At 31.2% G+C, this 20,278-nt stretch carries 13 protein-coding genes and 1 tRNA gene; 13 read left to right on the top strand and 1 reads right to left on the bottom strand.

Annotation, left to right across the window (positions count from 1 at the left end; translation table 11 throughout):
* The first annotated feature begins 56 nt into the window (after window positions 1–56).
* From nadE to ACF3NF_RS02075, 5 genes are all read left to right on the top strand, one after another.
* Window positions 57–1,871 (top strand): NAD(+) synthase, encoded by a 1,815-nt coding sequence (gene nadE, locus ACF3NF_RS02095; protein ID WP_394023781.1) that lies wholly within the window; start codon window positions 57–59, stop codon window positions 1,869–1,871.
* Window positions 1,858–2,658 (top strand): metallophosphoesterase, encoded by an 801-nt coding sequence (locus tag ACF3NF_RS02090; RefSeq protein ID WP_394023779.1) that lies wholly within the window; start codon window positions 1,858–1,860, stop codon window positions 2,656–2,658. The genes nadE and ACF3NF_RS02090 overlap by 14 nt, the downstream gene beginning before the upstream one ends.
* Window positions 2,644–2,717: transfer RNA gene (locus tag ACF3NF_RS02085), tRNA-Arg, on the top strand. Before ACF3NF_RS02090 ends, ACF3NF_RS02085 begins: the two co-directional genes overlap by 15 nt.
* 328 nt (window positions 2,718–3,045) lie before the next feature.
* The gene (locus ACF3NF_RS02080) at window positions 3,046–3,909 is read left to right on the top strand and encodes an SDR family oxidoreductase (protein ID WP_394023777.1); all 864 of its coding nucleotides are present in this window, start codon (window positions 3,046–3,048) and stop codon (window positions 3,907–3,909) included.
* Window positions 3,893–5,155 (top strand): dicarboxylate/amino acid:cation symporter, encoded by a 1,263-nt coding sequence (locus ACF3NF_RS02075; protein ID WP_394023775.1) that lies wholly within the window; start codon window positions 3,893–3,895, stop codon window positions 5,153–5,155. Before ACF3NF_RS02080 ends, ACF3NF_RS02075 begins: the two co-directional genes overlap by 17 nt.
* 26 nt (window positions 5,156–5,181) lie before the next feature.
* On the opposite strand, the gene ACF3NF_RS02070 is transcribed toward ACF3NF_RS02075, so the two are convergent.
* Window positions 5,182–5,595: a Fur family transcriptional regulator gene (locus tag ACF3NF_RS02070; protein WP_394023773.1), complete on the bottom strand. Its 414-nt coding sequence runs from the start codon at window positions 5,593–5,595 to the stop codon at window positions 5,182–5,184.
* Window positions 5,596–5,693: 98 nt separating this feature from the next.
* Here ACF3NF_RS02070 and ACF3NF_RS02065 point away from each other — a divergent pair, with 98 nt between their 5' ends.
* From ACF3NF_RS02065 to ACF3NF_RS02030, 8 genes are read left to right on the top strand one after another with little or no spacing between them, the layout of a single operon-like run.
* The gene (locus tag ACF3NF_RS02065) at window positions 5,694–6,839 is read left to right on the top strand and encodes a metal ABC transporter solute-binding protein, Zn/Mn family (RefSeq protein ID WP_394023771.1); all 1,146 of its coding nucleotides are present in this window, start codon (window positions 5,694–5,696) and stop codon (window positions 6,837–6,839) included.
* A 1-nt stretch (window position 6,840) separates the two neighbouring features.
* Window positions 6,841–7,506: a metal ABC transporter ATP-binding protein gene (locus tag ACF3NF_RS02060; protein ID WP_394023769.1), complete on the top strand. Its 666-nt coding sequence runs from the start codon at window positions 6,841–6,843 to the stop codon at window positions 7,504–7,506.
* On the top strand, window positions 7,499–8,305 hold the full coding sequence (locus ACF3NF_RS02055) for a metal ABC transporter permease (RefSeq protein ID WP_295884663.1): 807 nt from the start codon (window positions 7,499–7,501) through the stop codon (window positions 8,303–8,305). The genes ACF3NF_RS02060 and ACF3NF_RS02055 overlap by 8 nt, the downstream gene beginning before the upstream one ends.
* 47 nt (window positions 8,306–8,352) lie before the next feature.
* On the top strand, window positions 8,353–9,075 hold the full coding sequence (gene yaaA, locus ACF3NF_RS02050) for a peroxide stress protein YaaA (protein WP_394023767.1): 723 nt from the start codon (window positions 8,353–8,355) through the stop codon (window positions 9,073–9,075).
* Window positions 9,072–10,172, top strand: a complete 1,101-nt coding sequence (locus ACF3NF_RS02045; protein ID WP_394023765.1) for an exonuclease SbcCD subunit D — start codon at window positions 9,072–9,074, stop codon at window positions 10,170–10,172. Before yaaA ends, ACF3NF_RS02045 begins: the two co-directional genes overlap by 4 nt.
* A complete protein-coding gene (locus ACF3NF_RS02040) occupies window positions 10,169–13,225 on the top strand; it encodes an AAA family ATPase (protein WP_394023763.1) in 3,057 nt (1,018 codons plus the stop codon). The genes ACF3NF_RS02045 and ACF3NF_RS02040 overlap by 4 nt, the downstream gene beginning before the upstream one ends.
* Before the next feature lie 11 nt (window positions 13,226–13,236).
* On the top strand, window positions 13,237–16,737 hold the full coding sequence (locus tag ACF3NF_RS02035) for a PD-(D/E)XK nuclease family protein (RefSeq protein WP_394023761.1): 3,501 nt from the start codon (window positions 13,237–13,239) through the stop codon (window positions 16,735–16,737).
* Window positions 16,730–20,266 (top strand): UvrD-helicase domain-containing protein, encoded by a 3,537-nt coding sequence (locus ACF3NF_RS02030; protein WP_394023759.1) that lies wholly within the window; start codon window positions 16,730–16,732, stop codon window positions 20,264–20,266. Before ACF3NF_RS02035 ends, ACF3NF_RS02030 begins: the two co-directional genes overlap by 8 nt.
* The last annotated feature ends 12 nt before the right edge of the window (window positions 20,267–20,278 follow it).

Here is a 20,278-nt window from a genome sequence, read left to right as displayed (position 1 = left end):
GAACCTCTACAAACATTTTCAATAGACTGTGGTAAAATACTTCTAAGAGGTGGATTATGAGAAAAAATTTAAAAATTAGATCTACAAACTTTGAGCTTGCCCTTGGAGATATCAATAAAAATAAAGAAACAATTAAAAATCTTGTAAAAAATGCTTATAATGACGGTGTGAGCATACTGTCTTTACCGGAATTATCTCTTACAGGAGCTAGTCTTTATGATGGATACAAAGATATGGCTTTATTAGCTGAAGATGCTATCCTTGAATTAAAAGAGTTTTCAAAAGGCTATAATATTTTATTTTCTGTTGGTTTTCCTTTAATATACAATAGAAAAATTTATAATGCCATAGCTTTACTAATGGATGGATATTTAGTAGATTTGTATACCAAAAAGAACCTGTCTATAACAGAAAAAAATGTATTTGCTAGTGATATACCAGACGGAGAGGTTATACAGTTTTTAGATGACTGGTGTGAGGTAAATCCATTATCAAAAAGTATTAGTCAATTAAATATAGCAGTAAGCATTGGCGAAGATGAAATGATGGATATACCAAGAAGCTTAACTTACAAGTCTGATATAGCTAATCGCCCTCAAATTATTTTAAATCCAACTGCAGAGTATAAAATTGCTTTAAATGAAGAAGAAATTTTAAATAGAGTAAGATTTTTATCAAAAGATGTAACTTATGTCTATACTTCTCAAGGCAGGGGTGAAAGCACGACAGACTTTGTATATGGCGGCTTAAATATAATTTCTGAAGATGGGAAAGTAGAAAAAATTATTTGCAATGATCAAATAGATTATGTAAACAGATATAGGATATATACTGATCAAGAATTACTACACTTTGATAAGTTTGAAGAAAATATAACTAGGGAAAAATTCCCATATTTACCTATATATGAACAGAGGGATGATTATGTAAGAGATGTCCTTGATATAGGAGCAAGTGCACTTTTAACCCGCATGCAGAAAATCGGTGTCAAAAATGTATTTTTAGGAGTATCTGGTGGCCTTGACTCAACTATGGCGCTTTTATTTTTAGTCCACGCTTATAAAAAAGCTGGTTATGATTTATTTGGAATAAACTGCTACACAATGCCAGCATTTGGTACAAGTGATAGGACAAAATCCAATGCTTATTTACTTTGTGAGGCCTTGGGCTTAGAATTAAAAGAAATAAATATTACAGAAGCTGTAAAAATCCACTTAAGAGACATCGGCCATGATGGACTTACCCCAGATACAGCCTATGAAAATGCCCAAGCTCGTGAACGTACACAAATATTATTTGATCTGGCAAATATGCATAATGGGATTGTGATAGGTACAGGAGATTTATCTGAGTCCATGCAAGGATTTGCAACCTTTAATGGGGATCAGATGAGTAATTATTCACTAAATGCAAGTCTTACAAAAACAGAAATTCGTTATGTAGTAGGGGCTATAGCAGAGACTACTGAAAATTTAAAACTAAAAGCAGTTCTTGATGACATACTTGATACACCAATATCCCCAGAACTAATAAGCAAAGATAAAAAAGAAATTAGTCAAAAAACAGAAGACATTATAGGGCCATACGAATTGATAGACTTTTTTATCTACGAACATTTGACCTATCATCTGCCAGCGGATGAAATATTGGAAGATGCAATCTCTGCCTTTGAAGATAAGTATGACAAAAAAACTATCAAAAAATGGTTAATTTCATATTTTAAAAGATTTACAGCAAGTCAATTTAAACGCTCAGCCGCTGTGGATGGACCAAATATAACAGGAAGGTCATTTAGCCCACGAGCAGGATACAAAATCCCATCCGATATGGGAAGTGAAGGATATTTAGAAAAATTAGATGAAAAAAATTAGTAAAATTGCCCTGGGGCTTACTGCAACAGCCGTGGCCCTGGGTCTTTATATAAATAATCAATGTTTTGTAGCAAAAGAAGAAAAAGTTACACTTACAAGTGAAAAAATAAAAAATCCAATAAAAATCACTCAAATAAGTGATTTTCATTCCAATGCTATTAAAAATTTAGATGAGCTTTTGGCAAATATAAAAAGATTTGATCCAGATTTTATAATTCTTACCGGCGATATTATTGACTATGGAACAGAGAATAAAATAAAAAGGTCAGTATACTTCCTAGAAAAATTATCAAGCTTAAATAAAAAGACATATTACATAACAGGCAACCACGAAGAGGGTGGCCCCAATTTAGATGTGTTTTTAAAAGAACTAGATAGGCTGGGGATAAATTACTTAAAAAATGAGGGCGAAAAATTAAATATAAAGGGCAATAATGTATACCTATACGGGACAAGTATGTTTGATTTTTCCTATGAAAATTATCAGGCAAGTGAAGAAAGTGTAAACATAGTTCTAAGCCATTTTTCAAAAAAAGTAAGAGAAAATTATAGGGGTGATGAAGATTTTGTATTTTCAGGTCACACCCATGGTGGACAAGTAAGATTACCTATAGTAGGCGGACTTATAGCCCCTGGAGAAGGAATCCTACCAGACTTTGATAAAGGCACATTTAAATTTAAAAACTCAATAATATATGTAGACAGCGGCCTAGGTAATACCTTCCTACCACTAAGATTTCTAGACCAAATCCAGTATAGTAATATTACACTTGTGCCAGTAGTTTAGTGGTAAAACAAAGGTGTCCGAAGCCTAAGATGGGAGTTCGATTCTCTCCTGGCATGCCATAATGACCTATCCCAATTCAGCGTAGCTGGATTGATTGAAGGTCAGCAAGCCGACTACAAGCCCGTACGAAAACACGCTTTTGCAAAGCTCTTCCGTGCTACCGCACTAAGTTTTCGGGGTAAATATGCCAAATCAAGGCATATTTACCTGGCTTAGGGAGGACTCGTGCTACAGCACGAAAAACCGCAGGCGATAAAATCGCCGAGGATCATTCTTCTTGACACTTTTTCTAATTCAAAAGTCATTATTAAAATTAAAACCAACAATTTTTTGATATAATTCATATATAATACAAATATACAAAATTTTTATTATTAAGGAGAAAACATGAGAATAGCACGTGAAAAAATTTGGATATCAGGATCATCAGGTAGGCTTGGTACATCCATGCTTAGACTTCTAGATCCACTTGATGCAGAGATTATTGCAACAGATAAAAATGAGGTGGATATTACAAATCTTGATGAAGTTACTCAATTTGTAGGGCGTATCAGACCTCATACAATTATAAATTGTTCAGGACTATCAAACAGGGATAAGTGCGAGGCAAATCCTGATGCTGCCTACCTATTAAATGCAATTGGTGCTAGAAATATTGCCATTGCTTCAAATAAATATATGGCAAAACTTGTCCAATTATCAACAGCAGATGTTTTTGATGGCAAAAGTTTTAAATCATACACAGAATTTGATAAGGCAAATCCATTAAATGTTTATGGAAAGAGTAAGTTTGAAGGGGAAAATTACGTAAGAGAATTTTCAAACCATCACTTTATAGTTAGGGTGAGTAGGTTATATTCTCGTGAAAATCAGCTGGTAGAAAATATATTAAAAGAAGCAGAAAAAGGAGAAGTAAGGATAGCAAAAGACTTATTTGTATCACCAACTTCAGCACACGAGCTAGCTAACTTTTTGATAAAACTTATAGATACAAACTATTATGGCACCTACCACGCATCAGCAGATGGATATACTTCTATGAAAGATTTTGCGGCAGAAATCTTATCTTATACTGGAAAAAATGCCACAATTATCGAAACAAGTGATGATGAAAGGTTAAGCCAAAAACCAGGATTTTTTGCCTTAGATGACTATATATTAAAAATTACCGGAGGAGATAAAATTCCAAACTGGAAGGAAACTCTCCACCAATACATTGACAGGGAGGGATTAAATGGAAAAACAAAATAAAAAATCATCCCAATCAAAAAAAATATTTATAGGCTTAATTTTAGGTGTTATTGTGGGGATAATCCTCCACTCATTTGTGCCAGATTCACATTTTAAAAATGACATCCTCATAGAAGGAATATTTTATACCCTAGGCCAACTTTTTATAAGACTAATGCAAATGCTAGTTGTACCACTGGTATTTTTCTCAATTGCTGATGGTTGTAGAAACCTGGGAGATACAGAAACTTTAGGTAAAGTTGGGATTAGAATTGTAATATTTTATATGTTTACAACTGCCCTAGCTATTTTTATTGCTTTAAGTTTTGCAAGTATTGTGGGTCCAGGTAAGGGCATGAATATGGCAATTGGTAGTCAAAGTTTTGAAGTAGATAAGGCTGACATATCATTAAAGGATACGATTTTGGATTTTATTCCAACTAATCCAGTTGGAGCCCTTGCAGAAGGAAATATGATTCAAATTATTATTTTTGCAGTTCTTGTTGGACTATTGATAGCTTCTATGGAAGAAAGACTGACAACTCTTGGAAATATAGTGACAGAAATGAATGACCTTATGATGGGCATGACCATGTGGGTTATGAAACTTGCACCTATTGGAGTATTTTTCCTAATTGCAAGGACCTTTGCTAGCCTTGGTTATGATGCAATTATATCTATGCTTTCATACATGGGATCAGTTTTAGGAAGTCTGGCAGTGCAATTAATAATTGTATATATGATGTTAGTTGTAATATTTGTAAGGGTAAATCCATTTAGCTTCCTTAAACAATTTGCACCTGTTATGACCTTTGGATTTTCTACTGCATCATCATCAGCAACAGTGCCAATTCATATACAGACCCTTGAAGATATGGGTGTTGATAAGAAAATCTCATCATTTACCATTCCACTAGGTGCAACTATAAATATGGATGGTACTGCAATCATGCAGGGTGTGGCAGTAGTATTTATTTCAAATGCATATGGAATTGAACTAACTGCAACTGATTTTATGACAGTAATTCTTACAGCAACCATAGCCTCAGTAGGTACTGCTGGTATCCCATCAGTGGGACTAATCACCTTGTCCATGGTTTTAGAATCAGTTGGCCTTCCAGTAGAAGGGATCGCTATTATCATGGGTATTGACAGAATCCTAGACATGGCAAGGACAACAATAAACTTAACTGGAGATGCTGCAGGAACAATGATTGTAGCAAACTCAGTAGGGGCCTTTGATAAAAATAAATTTAATAGTAAATAAAAAAACTGCTATATTTATAGCAGTTTTTATTTTTTATTCTGGCAATCTGGGCAAAGCCCGGTAAATTCAAAATTGTGGCCATTTATGACAAAACCCGTTTCTTTTTCTATTTTTTCTTCCAAATCATGGACCGGACAGTTTTCTATTACAAACTTTTTGTGGCAATTGTTGCAAGTAATAAAATGCTTATGGTCGCTGGTGTTTAGCTGATAATAATTTAGGCCATCTAAATTTGTAGTCTTTAGTAGGACAGATTTTTCTTCTAGTATATTTAAATTCCTATAAATAGTAGATAAATCCATATTATTCTCCACTTTTAACTTATCAAAAAGCTCTTCAGCTGATATTGGATTTGCTTCTTTTTGTAGGGCTTCAAGGATTATTTTTCTATTTTTGGTTACTTTTAAATCTTTTTCTCTTAATAGGTTATTTATGGTCATTATTAACCTCCAATATTATTATACAATTATTTGACATATTAAAAAATTATTATATAATCTTAAATGCAAATGATTTGCATTAAGAAACGGGGGAGTTTATGAAATACAAAAAAATGGCATTAGTGCTTGCCCTAGGAGTGGGTTTAAGTGCTTGCAATAATCAAAAACCAGCAGAAAATAATGCTAATACAGAAGTTAGCCAAGAAGCTAATAATGATAAAGTTGATGAAAAGAAGGCAGAAAAGACCAATCAAAATATGGAAAGTACAAATGTTTATACTTCTTTTTATCCAATCTATAATTTGACTAAACAAATAGCAGGTGATAAATTTGAAGTAAAATCTTTTACTAACCTAAAAACAGAAAGCCATGGTTGGGAGCCATCAGCAAAAGACATAGCTGATCTAACAGATAGCCAGCTTATGTTTATAAATGGTGCTGGCATGGAAGAGTGGGAAGAATCATTAGAAGGCTCTTCAGATATCGAGTTAGTAAATACTAGTGAGAATGTAGAATTAATCAAAGGTAGCCATGATCATGTCCATGAACATGAAGACCATGACCACGCTCATGAAGAAGAGATGCATGAAGACCATGACCATGCTCATGAAGAAGAAAATCACGATCACGAAGACCACGAACACGCTCATGAAGAAGAAAATCACGATCATGAAGACCATGACCATGCTCATGAACACGATCATTCACACAGCCACGGAGAATTTGACCCACACACATGGTTAAGCCCAAAAAATGGACTTGCCCAAGCTAAAGTCATAGCTGATAAGCTTTCAGAAATAGATCCAGCTAATAAAGACTATTATATGGAAAATTACAAAAAAATTGAAGATGAGCTTAATGCTATGATAGATGAATATACAGAAAAATTTGAAAAACTAGAAAACAAAAACTTTTTAGTTAGCCACCAAGCCTTTGGCTACCTAGCACGTGATTTTGGACTAAATCAAATAGCCCTAACAAGTTTAACTTCAACAGAAGATGCAGATGCAAAAACTTTAAAAGAAGCTGTTGATGAAGCTAAAAACCTAGGCATAAATACAATTTTCTATGAAATGGGTGGATCAAGTAAATCAGCAGATACTATAGCAAACGAGCTAGGAGCAAACACAGTTCCACTTAATACTTTAGAATTTGCCACAGACGAAGAATTAAATAATGACACAACATACCAAGATTTGATAAAATATAACTTAGAAGAACTTTACAAATCTATGGCGAAATAAAATGAGTGTTATTGAAATAAAAAATCTAAATTTTGGATACAATGAAAAATTAATATTAAATGATATAAATCTTAGGGTAGAATCTGGAGACTTTTTGGCTATTTCTGGTCAAAATGGTAGTGGTAAGACTACCCTAATCAAAATCCTAACCGGTGAGTTAAAAAAGCAAAGTGGTCAGATAAATATCCTAGGTCAGCCAATCGAAAAAATTGATGATTTTAGAAGACTTGGATATGTACCACAACTTAGTGAATCAAAGGATATTACCTTTCCTCTGACTTGCTTTGAATATGTAATTTTAAATCTTTATAGGGAATTTAATATATTTAAAAGACCCACCAAGGAAGCTATTAAAAAAACAAATGATATTTTTAGAAGGTTAAATATCGAAAATCTTAAAGACAGACCCTTTAACAAATTATCAGGTGGCCAGCAGCAAAGAGTCATGATTGCAAGGGCCATGGTAGCTAATCCTGAGATTTTAATCCTAGATGAACCAACAGTTGGCATCGATCAAAAAAGTAAGGTAGAATTTTTGGACATTTTGGGTCATCTAAATAAAAAACATGGCATAACTATACTTATCATAAGCCATGAAATGGATTTGATAGATGATTTTGTTAACAAGAACTTGGTTTTAAAGGAAGGTAGGCTAGTAAATGCTTGAATTTAGCTTTATGAGAAGGGCCTTTGCCATAGGAATTATGCTTGCAATTATCATACCTATGATTGGTATTATAATGATAAACCGCAAGACATCAATGATTGGAGATGCCCTAAGCCATAGTTCTCTGGCAGGTATTGGCCTGGGTCTTATCTTTGGCATAAACCCCATGTGGACATCAATTATAATTTGTATTATCGCAAGTTTCGCTATTGAAATTTTAAGGAAGAAATTTCCAAAATATGGAGATATGGCTACAGCGATTGTAATGAGTACAGGTATTGCCATAGCATCTATACTTTCAGATTTTACACCTGGTGGAACTAGCTTTGAATCCTTTATGTTTGGGTCAATAACAACTGTTAGTAGTGAAGATTTAATTATAGTTTCTTTGATATTTTTAATTGTAATTATAAGTTCGATTTATTTTTACTACGGACTTTTATATACATCCATAAACCCAGTTTTGGCAAGACTTGCAGGGGTAAATACTCGTCTGATTAATAATTTATTTACCTTTATAACAGCAATCACTGTTGCAATTTCAGCTAAAACTGTCGGTGCTTTAATGATTACATCCCTAATGACCATACCAGTAGCTTCCGCTATGGTTTTTACAAAATCATATCAGTCAACCTTTAAGATCTCCATAGTTTTTTCTAGTATATTCATGATTTTGGGAATCATAGCAAGCTACTACCTGGGGGTCAAACCAGGTGGGGCCATTGTTTTGATAGCAGTAGGATTTTTTATTTTAACATCTTTAATATCATATATAAAAAGAAAGCAAATAGCAGGTTAGAGCCTGCTATTTTTGTGTGTTATAATTTATATAATGGAGGAATTTAGATGAAAATAATTATTTCACCTGCAAAAACTTTTAAGAAAAATGAAGGGATTAAGACTGAAGATTTAATATTCCCTCAAAAAACCAAAATTTTGGTAGATAAATTAAAAAACTATTCTATGAATGAGATGGGCAATCTCAATAGAACTAACGATAAATTAACAGAAAAAGCCTACTATGATTATCAAGAATTTGACTTTGAAAAATTAGACAATCCAGCAATTTTTGCCTATGACGGGCTAGTTTTCAAGCAATTTTCTAGGGATGACTTTGATGATTTGGATTACTTGAATGACCATGTTTATATAATTTCTGCTTTATATGGTTTGCTAAAACCTTTGACAGGAATGGCTGATTATAGGCTATATTTTGATAATTCTGATATGGATTTGTACGAATTTTGGGGCAAAGACCTATATGATGAATTGTATAAAAATGATGACTTAGTTATAAATCTAGCTAGCAAAGAATATACAAAAACCATTAGACCATTTTTAAAAAAGGATGATAAATTTATTTCTATATCTTTTAAAGATGATAAGAATGGCAAGCTTAGATCTTATACAGCTTGGATGAAGCAGGCTCGAGGTGAAATGCTAAAGACCATAATTAAAAAAAAAATCGAAGATCCAGAAGAGATTAAAAAACTTGTTGTAAATGATTATAAATATGATCCATTTAACTCCACTGAAAATGAATATGTATTCATAAGGAATCATTCATGAGATTGTTGCATTTATCAGACCTACATTTGGGAAAATATATTGGAAATTATTCGTTAATCGAAGATCAGAAATACGCCCTTGATCAGATTCTAAATATAATTGATGATTATAATGTTGAAGTTATAATGATTGCAGGCGATATATTTGATACGACTATTGCAAGTGTAGATGCATTGAAACTTTATTCTGACTTTATAGATGAAATAATATTTAAGAGAAATAAAACTGTCCTTGCAGTAAGTGGCAACCATGATTCTGCCAAAAGATTGGATATTAATACAAATTTTTTCACAGAGCGCAATTACCATTTATATGGTGAGTATAAGGATGAAATAATTACTCTGGAAGATGAATACGGCAAAATAAATTTTCACCTAATCCCATATATTTCCCTAAACCAAGGCAAAATCTTATTTGATGAAGAAATAGAAAACTTTACCGACCTTTATAAGGCCTTGCTTAAGGACAAAATCTATGAAGACCGCAATGTTCTCATTACCCATTGCTATGCTAATAATATAGGGATTGAGCAAGAAGATGCATACACTGAGGGCCAAAAACCTTTAATTATTGGTGGGTCCGATGCCATGGACGGGCATTTATTTTTAGATTTTGACTATGTTGCCCTAGGACACCTACATGGCAAACATTTTGTAATTGACCCTAAAATTAGGTATGCAGGCACCTTTATGAAATATTCTTTTGATGAGACAAAGTCCAACAAAAGTGTAAGCATTGTTGATATTACAGATAAAGTCACAACTTTTGATCTGCCTATAAATCCTTTAAGAGATTTTAGGATTATAGAGGGAAAATTTGATGAGATAATAAAGATGAATACAAGCGATGACTACATAAAATTTGTCTTAGAAGATGACCATACAGTTGATAATGCAATGAGCAAATTAAAAGAAATTTTCCCTCATGCAGTTCAAATCACCTACAAAAACAAGGGAATTTTTAATGCCACAAGTGATTTAAATCTTGATTTGGAAAATAAGGATACTTTGGCCTTATTTAAAGAATTTTACAAGTACAAAATGGATGAAGAATTGACTGCTGAACAATTAGAAATTATAGGAAGGGTTATAGAATGAAACCGATAAAACTGGAATTTAGGGGATTTATAACCTACAAGGAAAAAATAGAGATAGATTTTACCAGTCTATATGAAAAAAAAATATTTATTATATCAGGAGATACTGGATCAGGGAAGACTACAATCTTTGATGCAATAAGTTTTGCTCTTTATGGGCAAACTTCAAGAAATATACCTATGGATAAGCTAAGATCAGATTTTCTAGGTCCAGAAGATTTTTTTACTTATGTAAAACTTAGTTTTGAATCTGATGGCAAAATATACGAGATTGAAAGAATTCCCAGCCAAAGAGCCAAAAAATCAAAGGTTGATCAAAATATATCTCATGCAGCTAGCCTATATGATATTACCAATGAGAAAACCCTACTTGCAGAAAAAATCGGTGATGTAGAAAGTCAGATAAAATCAATAATTGGCCTGGATAAGGACCAATTTACAAAAGTGATGCTCCTAGCCCAAGGAGAATTTCAACAATTTTTGCAGGCAAGTTCTAAAGAGCGAACAGAGCTTTTAGGTAAAATTTTTAAAACTGACAAGTATCAAAAAATCCAGGAAGCCATTAAAGAAAAATCTCAGAAAGCCAAAAAAGATTTATTATATATAGATGAAAATTTACAAAATGAGCTTGAAAAAGATGATGAGATAAATGTTGCAATTGACCCAAGTGATCGTATTTCCCACAACTTTTTATCTATTAAATCAAAAATTAGTAAAATTAATAAGTCTTATGAAGAAAAATTAAGCAAAGAAAATAATCTTTTAGAAGCAGAAAATATAAAGTACGCAAGCCTTGTCGAACAAAGGGAAAAAGATAAGACCTTAAATGAAAATATCCTGAAATTTAGGAAAGTAAGTTTTGATTTGGAAGAAAAATTAAAGGATGAGGATTATTTCACCGACCTAAAAGATAAATTTGAAAAGGCAAATTTTGCAAAAAATATTAGCTTAATAGAAGAAAATTTAGGAAAAAATAAAAAAAATCTTTTAGAAAACAAGAAAAATCTAGAAAAAGCAAATGATTTAGCCAAGGACATAGAAGAAAAAATATCAAAGTCAAATGAAGACTATTTAAAAATAGATGAAAAAAATAAAAAATTAGATGAACTTAAAATTTTAAAAACAAAGACAAGCGACACTTTAAATAACTTAGAAGAATTTAGACAAAAAGAAAAGCTCTACCAGCAAATTGAAAAAGATTTGGAGGATATAAGTTCCTTATCAACAGATTATGATAAGCTAAAAAAATCATTAGACCAAAAACATAAGGACTTGTACGATTTAAATAATTCTATGGATGAGAAAAGAAATCAATCCTTGGCCTTAGAAAAAAGTCTATCTGAACTCCTAGAAACTGAAAAGCAAGTAAATTCTGAATTAGAATCCTATAGAGAAAATAAAGAAATATTGGAAAAAATTAAGAAAAATGATGATTTATTAGCAATTAATATTAATAAGAAAAAAGTACTTGAAAAAGATATTGAAATCTTTGAACAAAACAGAAAAATAATTCAAATTAACGAGCTAATTGATGATCTAAATAATTCAGGAATATGCCCAGTTTGTGGAGAAAACCATAAAAAACATTTTGAAAAAATCCCTGTAAGTAAAATTGATATTGATATGGTAAATGCTGAATTATCAGAGATAAAGCAGGCAATAACAAAAGTAGAAACTCAAAACCAAATCTATAAGCAATCTATAAAAGAGACAAAATCCCTTGATGAACTAGATTTGGAAAAAAATAATTTAACAAATCAAATTAAAAATACCAATGAAGAGAAAGAAAATTTATCAAATACAATTAATGAAATCACAGACAAGGTTCAAATTTTAAAAACTGAGATTTCAAATATAACCCATAAATCACAAAAAATTAGAAATTTATTAGAAGAATTAAGGGAAAAAACAAAAGAGTCTGAAGATTTAAAAAACTATTATCATGCTAATAAAGAAAAGATGCAGGCCTTGGATTTAGATAGCTTGGCAAAAGAAGTTAAAGACCTAGATAGCAATATCAATAGCTTGGATGAGGAAATAAAAAATATCAACCAAGTTCATAATAAGCTAATTAACGAACAAAGCAAAAATCAAGCAAATATCTCAAATTTTGCAAAAAATATAGAAAATTTAGAGAACAATATTGGTGAGTTAGAAAGTCAATTGAATGAAAAAATCAAAGAAAAATTTGACTCACATGGTGACTACAAGTACTATCTAGGACTTTTTGAGGAAATATCCGGAAAATCAAAAGAAATCGATGACTATTTTAAAATCCTCAATGAGTTAAAGATTAATTACAAAAATTTAAGAGAATTTGAGGGCATGGATTTGATAAATTTAGATGAAATAGAGGAAAAAATCACTCTTGTAAATAATTCTATCAAAGAACTAGGTGATTTAATCTCAAATCTTAAATTCAAAATCTTATCTATTACAGGCATATTAGAAAATATAGAGAAACTAGAAAAAAAATATGAATCTATATCTAAAGAAAGTGTCATATTTGATAAATTAGCTGAAATTGCTAATGGTGCGACAGGAAAGGTAGCTGGTAGGCAAAAGGTTGATTTTCAAACCTTTGTTCTAACTCATTATTTTGACAGAGTTCTAAATTATGCCAACCAAAGACTTTTACAAATGTCAAATGGACAATTTACTATGATTCGTACATCCGAGGCAAAAAGTTTAAAAACTCAATCAGGATTGGATATAGAAATTCTAGATGCAAATACTGGCAAAACTCGCCCAGCTTCAACTCTTTCTGGAGGTGAATCATTCTTAGCTTCATTATCACTAGCCCTAGGACTTTCTGATGAAATAAGTGCTGAAAATGGTGGAATAAGCATAGATACGATTTTTATTGATGAGGGATTTGGAACTTTATCAGATGATTATTTAGGAAAAGTCATAGAACAAATTGAAAAACTTTCATATGACAACAAATTTGTAGGACTAATCAGTCACGTAAATGAATTAAAAGATGCCATAGATGCAAAAATCCTTGTAGAATATGATCAAGCCAAGGGTTCAAAAGTAAATGTAATTGCCTAAGGAAGGAAAATATGATTGATCTAATTGTTTCAAAATATCCAGCTAAAAATAGTAGCTATATCTACAAAAAAATAGAAAAAGACATTCAAGAAAAGAAAAAATCTTTTTTAATCGTTCCAGAACAATACACTTTACAGACTGATATAGACTTTATTGAATCTATAAAATATAAGACGGTAATGGATGCAAAAATCTTAAGTTTTAATTCATTTTCTAGGTTTATCATCGATAGGGTTGGTGGAAATAAGGAAGAAATCCTAAGTCCAAATGCAAAGATAATGCTAATTACAAACATATTAAAGGAAAATAATGACAAATTAAAACTTTTTAGAGACAATTACAAAAATGTAGACTTTGCTAAAAATCTAGCAGATATTATCTCCCAAATTAAAGATAATAATATAAAAAAGAGTGATTTTGAAAAAATATTTGATACCCAAATTGAAGAGGGTGAATTAAAATATAAATTTGGAGAAATAAAATTAATCTATGACAGCTACCAAATGGCCATCAAGGATAAGTACATCGACACAGAAGATAGGCTAAGGACTGTTATTAGAAAAATTGAAAATGCTGATTTTTTAAAGGGATCTAAGTTCTACTTTGATAAATTTGATATTTTCTCAGACCTTCAAATGGATCTTATAGATGCTTTGATAATAAAAGGAGCAATAGTCAGCATTTCTCTAAACCTAGATCCAAAATATATTTACAACAGAATGGGCATGGACTTAGAAATGTTTGCCGGTGCCTACCAGCAAATAGATAGATTAAATCATGATTTTGAAATAAAAATTATAGAAGCTGATAAGTTCTTAGATACAAAATCAAACCCAGAAATTGAGCATTTAGCAGATAATTTTGAAAAATATAATTATCAAGAAATGGATCAGAATTACCTTAATCAGCTAGAAAAAATCGAGAAAAATATAGATGGAAAAAACAAATTATTTTATAAACTAAATCATATAAAAGTTTTAGAAAATCCATCCACTACAAAGGAAGTAGAAAATACCGCCCTATTTTTAAAAAAACAAGTAATAGAAAATGATATGCGCTACAAAGATTATGCTATTTATTATACTGACAAGGCTGAGTATGAAAACGAATTAGCAAAAGTCTTTAACCGCAATAAAATTCCTTATTTTTTGGATGAAACAATAACTCTAATTGATAATCACATCATAAAAACATATCTTGCAGCCCTAAGAATAGTAATTTATAATTACAAAATTGATGACTTGTCGTATTTTCTAACATCAAATATTTTCTATTTTAAGGATAATCAAAACCTAAATGTAGCAAGTCTTTTAACCTACCTTGATGAGAGAAACATAAAGGGATCTATGTTTATAAAAGACAAGTATTTTTCATTTGATGATGAGTTTTTTGGCAAAATTTATGGGGTAGATGATTATAGATTTAAGTACAAAAAATCAGAAAATGAACGTGTAAATCAAATCCGACTAGCAATCTTAGACTTATTTGATAAGCTATATAAACTTCGTAATGGATACCACTCTGCTCGTGAAATTGCCAGCACAATCTATAAATTTATTTCGAATGATGTCTTTAAAAGGGGAATTAATAACTATCAAAATTTTCTTAAAGAAGGCGATTATCTTGAAAAATACCAGCAAAACGAGCAGGCAGTTGAAAAATTTATCGATATTCTAGATCAATTTATTGCTATTATGGGAGATAGAAAAATCAGCCTATCTGATACTTATAGGCTAATAGAATCAGCATCAGAAAATACAAAAATTGGTATCATCCCTCCAAGCAAAGATCACGTGGTAATTTCTGATTTATCTAGATCAAGTATTGCAAATAGGGAAAATAATATTATTCTTGGGCTAAACGATGCATATTTTCCCAAAGTAAATGCCAATGATGATCTTGTTAATGAAAATGAAAAGGCTATACTTCGTGAAAAAATAGATATAAAACTTTTTGATGAAGACATAGCAGAAAGGCAAATCAGAGACATTTACAAAATTTTTACCAGAACAAATAATTTATACCTTTCATATGCTAATTCTGATAAAAAGGGTGAAAAATTAGAACAAGCATCGATACTCAACCAAATTTCAAATATTTTTGGAGGAATCTATCCTCACGACTTATCAAGCCTAGAAAACTTAGAAATCAAATATTCAAAAGATGTTTTGGGCAGACACGTCCTTGATTTAATAAGGGAAAACCGTTCTGGAAAAGTTTTAACTGATCATGAAGAAGAGTTAATTAAAGCTTATTTTACAATTATCCGTAAAGATTACAGCAAAGAAAGTGACTTACAATTATTAGATGATTTTGAACTTTTAAACAAGGCTTTATTCTATACTAATAATAAGAAAAACTTAGAAAATGTCCTATCAAATAATTTATTTAGACAAAATAAATGGTCAGCATCACAAATTGATAAATTTTCAAGATGTCCATACCAGCACTTTGTGGAGCGCGGTATAAAACCAATTGAAAAAGAAGAATTTGAAGTGGATGCAAGAGATGAGGGAAACATTGTCCATGGAGTGTTGGAAGATATTTCAAAATTATTTGTTGATCAAGATATTGAAAATATGCCAGAAGACCTAGATAGGCAAACTTATGATTTAATTATCAAAGATCATATGGAAAAAATCCGCATCGATGACCCACGCAATCAAATCACCACTGATAATATTTTCCAAAAAAGCCAGGAAAATTATTCTAGAATAAAAAAACAAATTGAGATGAGTGACTTTGTAGTATCAAGAGCTGAGCAAAGTTTTGGTTATCCAGATAGCTTGCTTCCAGAAGTAAAGCTTGATAATAGTAATTCTCTAATAGGTAGAATAGATAGGATTGATAGGATAAATGAAAAACTAAATCCAGATAAAAAAAATTACGTCAGAGTAATTGATTATAAAACGGGAGATAAAAAGTTTTCCATTGCCCATGTACTAAATAGGCTTGATTTTCAATTGGTAATTTATCTACTTAGCCTAGAAGAAACTGAATTTATACCAATCGGTTCATTTTATTTGCCACTTAAAGATGAGATAGAAAACTTTGGGGCAATGAATGTAAAATACGATAAAAACGAAATTGATAGTAAAAAACTTCAAAACCATAAGATGCAGGGCTTAGTTATAGACCTAGACAATGCTAATGCTAAAAAAGATACAAAAGCAGAATTTTTCCAAATATTTGATAAAGATGCTGACCATACTTTTTCATCCATTAAATCAACAAATCTGGCTAATGATATAATATTAAACGAAAATGAAAAAGAAGACCTTTATGCGTTTGTAAGGCAAAGTACACTTTCTATGATAAATGATATTAAAGCTGGGAAAATCAATCTTGAGCCAGTAAAAGAAGGGGAAAGGACTACTTGTGATTATTGCAAATATAGAGGCATTTGTAAAATTGATCCAGTGATTGATGAAGATAGATTTAGGGAAGTTCAGAAGTTTAAAAAAGAAGACATCAGCAAAATACTAAATGAAAAAGGTGGGGCTAATGACTGAGTTAACCATAGATCAAAAAAGAATAGTGGATGCAAGAAATAAAAACATCATCGTTTCAGCTGCTGCTGGATCTGGTAAAACAAAAGTTTTGGTCGATAGGATTATAAAACTAGTTACAGATGATAAGAAGAATATCGACTCTATGATCATTGTAACCTTTACCAACAAGGCCAGTGCAGAAATGCGAACTAGGATTCAAAAAAACTTAGAAAAGGCTTACAAGGATGCGGATGGCAATCAAAAAGATTTTTTAAAAGACCAGTTAAAAAGGCTTAGAAAGACCCATATACAAACTCTTCATTCATTTTGTGCAGATATGCTTAGAGAATATTTCTATAAAACTAATAATATTAGCCCAAATTTTAGGATTCTGGATGATAAAAGAGCCCAAATTTTAAAAATAGATGCCATTGACGAGCTTTTTGATAGCTCCTATCAAAATCCAAGCGATGGTTTCAAGGCCTTTATAAATAATTTTGGCAAATCTCGTAATGATGAAAATGCAAAAAAAACCGTGCAGTTTGCTTACGAAAAAATAATGGATCAGGTAAATCCAGACAAAGCCATAGAAGAATACTTTAGTCAAAATGATAGCTATAAAATATATAGACGTGAAAAAATAGAGGAATTTAGTGGTATTTATGAAAATTATGGACTTTTAATTAACCATAATCACTTTGACAAAATAAGTGAAGGCTTGCTAGATGAACTATTAAAAGAATATGCAAATGTAGAAAATGCCCATGAACTTATTAAAAATATCTCTAAAGAAGAGGCAATCTCTGATCATATTTGGGAAAAATTTGCTGACCTTATCAGAAAAGTAAATATAAAACAAATTTCTCAAATAAAAAATAACAAAATAGACAAGGGTGAGGGTTACAACGATCTTAAGGCTACACGAGATATTGCATCAAACCACATGGCAGGATTTATAAATGAAATTGATCTTGCAAGTGGAGAAAATTTTAAGAAGCACAGGAAAAAAGAAAAACAAATCCTTGATGAATTAAAAATATTAGTCACAGCATTTGCTGATATTTATAAGACTAAGAAAAGCGAAGACAATGGTCTAGATTTTAATGACCTAGAGCATGAATTTATAAATTTGATTGCTGATGAAGAAAACCTTAGGCCAATTAAAAAACAATTTGATTTTATATTCTTCGATGAATATCAGGATGCCAATGATGTACAAAACTATATTGTCGATAAATTAAAAAAGGATGATAATTTATTTTTTGTAGGCGATGTAAAGCAATCTATCTATGGTTTTAGAAGAGCAAATCCAGAATTATTCTTAGATAAACTTGCTACTTATCCCTTGGATGAAAATGCTGATTCCAAAAATCTAAGAATTGACCTTAGCCAAAACTTTAGAACAGAAAAAGATATTCTGGACTTTAATAACTATGTTTTTGATAGGTTAATGACTTTAGATAATTCGGGAATTGACTACAAAGATGGCCACAGGCTAAATTATTTTAAGGAAATTGACCCAGAAGAAAATAAAGTAGAAATTGATATAGCAGAAAAATCTGACGACCCATATAATCTTGTAGCTGACCGCATTTTAAAATTAAAAAATGACCAATACACCATAGAAGAAGAAAAAGATGGGATTACAGAAAAAGTAAGTAAAAATTATGACTATAAGGACATAATCATCCTACTTAGAACTGGAACCAAGGCCCATCTTTATGAAAAAGCTCTAAAAGAGGCTGGTATTCCGGTCAAAAATGAAATCCAAAATAAAAATGCAATAAGTGTTGAAGCAAATTTCTTTATTGATATGCTAAAATTTGTAGCAAATCCATACGATGACATCACCCTAATAGCAGTGATTAGAAGTGAAATTTTTGATTTTGATGAGGATGATATTGCAAAAATAAGACTATTTTCAAACTTTTTTAGCTTTAACAACGCCTTTTATAATTATAATAAGGCCCTAGATCCAGAAGTTTTAACGGGAAAGAGTGAAAAACAAGTTTATTTTGATGAAAATTTAGCCTACAGGATTACAAATTTTATAGCAACCTTTGACCAATTTAGGTATGAATCATCACTTATGAACCTCTATGAATTTGCAAACCATTTATTTGAAGACTCAGGATATTATGAATTTTTAAAGGCACGAGATAGGTCGAATGAACGCATAAAAAATGTAGAAAACTTAATTGACCTTATGGGAGAATTTGACCAAAACAATGATAATGGTCTATTTGGATTTTTGAAATACTATGATGATTTAATTCAAAGTAACAATAACTACCTTGAAGGTAGGGCTCTTACAGAAAATGAAAATTTTGTAAGGATAATGACCGTTCACAAATCAAAGGGTCTTGAAAGTAAGGCTGTAATTCTTGCCAATGCTGATGGGCAAATGGGCATAAAAGATGATAAATACATGTATGCCTTTGATTCTGAAATAGGTTTTGCTTTTAAATTAGTGGATGAAGACTTAAGAGTCTGGGTCAAATCACCAAGCTACCAGCTAATAATAGATAAGTTAAAATCGGAAATGTTGAGAGAAGAAATGCGTATCTTATATGTTGCCCTAACTCGAGCAGAAAATAAATTAGTAGTATCAGGTAGCCTAAAATCTTATAATGATACTATCAAAAAACTAACAAGAGAGCAGGATTATTTAAAACTCAACTCGCATTTGGAATGGATACTAAAGGCTATTTCAAATGATAAAATCTTAGAAGAAATAAGCGAGTTTTCAAACACTGATGAATTAAATGGCATTGTGAAAATAAACCTATCAAGTGAAATGGAATCAAATTTAGAAGAGAAAGAGAAAATTGATATCAATTTGAAGTCTCTAATTAATGATGATTACAAGGGAAGCTTGTATGAAGAATTGAAAGAAAATTTTGCACCATATAAATATCTCGAAGCTACAAAAGACCCTCTCAAAAAATCTGTTACAGAAGTTTCAAAAAATTATATAGTAGAAGATGAGGGGGCAGAAAAGGAAAATTATTGGGCCTTTGCAAGAGAATTTGAATTTAAAACCCCAGAATTTATGGCAGAAAAAATCGAATTTAGCCCTGTGGATAAGGGTACAATAATACATCGAATTTTCCAAAATCTTCCTATAAAACCTTATACACAAAAAGAATTTAATAAGGAACTTCAAAAACTAATCAACCTTTATAAAATCACAAAAGAAGAAGCAGACCTTATAGAAATCGATAAGATTTTAGGATTTTTTAATAACGATCAAATAATAAATCTAGGTAAAAACGCCCGACAAATACTCCATGAAGAGTCATTTTTGATGAAGCATATAGATGATAAAAATCCCGAAAATTATTACTATATCAACGGTCAAATCGACCTTTTATTTGAGTTTGAAGACCAAATAGTCCTTTTAGATTTTAAAACTGATAATACTAAAAGAGAAGAAAGCTATCGCAACCAACTAGCCTATTACAAGGAGGCTATAGAGGATGCAAAGGGCAAAAAAGTTACTGATTCTATAATTTATTGGTACAATTTTAAAGAATTTAGCAAATATTAAAAGAAAAATGCA

Origin of the sequence: Anaerococcus martiniensis (assembly GCF_043187485.1) — a bacterium.
In the GTDB taxonomy this organism is placed as follows: Bacteria; Bacillota; Clostridia; order Tissierellales; family Peptoniphilaceae; genus Anaerococcus; species Anaerococcus martiniensis.
Note: the sequence above shows the minus strand (reverse complement) of the source record. Positions and strands in the feature narration are given on the sequence as shown.

Coding starts and splice junctions, on each gene's coding strand:
- ACF3NF_RS02080 (WP_394023777.1), top strand. CDS start 3,046: ATGAGAATAGCACGTGAAAAAATTTGGATATCAGGATCATCAGGTAGG.
- ACF3NF_RS02035 (WP_394023761.1), top strand. CDS start 13,237: ATGATTGATCTAATTGTTTCAAAATATCCAGCTAAAAATAGTAGCTAT.
- nadE (WP_394023781.1), top strand. CDS start 57: ATGAGAAAAAATTTAAAAATTAGATCTACAAACTTTGAGCTTGCCCTT.
- ACF3NF_RS02040 (WP_394023763.1), top strand. CDS start 10,169: ATGAAACCGATAAAACTGGAATTTAGGGGATTTATAACCTACAAGGAA.
- ACF3NF_RS02065 (WP_394023771.1), top strand. CDS start 5,694: ATGAAATACAAAAAAATGGCATTAGTGCTTGCCCTAGGAGTGGGTTTA.
- ACF3NF_RS02055 (WP_295884663.1), top strand. CDS start 7,499: ATGCTTGAATTTAGCTTTATGAGAAGGGCCTTTGCCATAGGAATTATG.
- ACF3NF_RS02090 (WP_394023779.1), top strand. CDS start 1,858: ATGAAAAAAATTAGTAAAATTGCCCTGGGGCTTACTGCAACAGCCGTG.
- ACF3NF_RS02045 (WP_394023765.1), top strand. CDS start 9,072: ATGAGATTGTTGCATTTATCAGACCTACATTTGGGAAAATATATTGGA.
- ACF3NF_RS02060 (WP_394023769.1), top strand. CDS start 6,841: ATGAGTGTTATTGAAATAAAAAATCTAAATTTTGGATACAATGAAAAA.
- ACF3NF_RS02030 (WP_394023759.1), top strand. CDS start 16,730: ATGACTGAGTTAACCATAGATCAAAAAAGAATAGTGGATGCAAGAAAT.
- ACF3NF_RS02075 (WP_394023775.1), top strand. CDS start 3,893: ATGGAAAAACAAAATAAAAAATCATCCCAATCAAAAAAAATATTTATA.
- ACF3NF_RS02070 (WP_394023773.1), bottom strand. CDS start 5,595: ATGACCATAAATAACCTATTAAGAGAAAAAGATTTAAAAGTAACCAAA.
- yaaA (WP_394023767.1), top strand. CDS start 8,353: ATGAAAATAATTATTTCACCTGCAAAAACTTTTAAGAAAAATGAAGGG.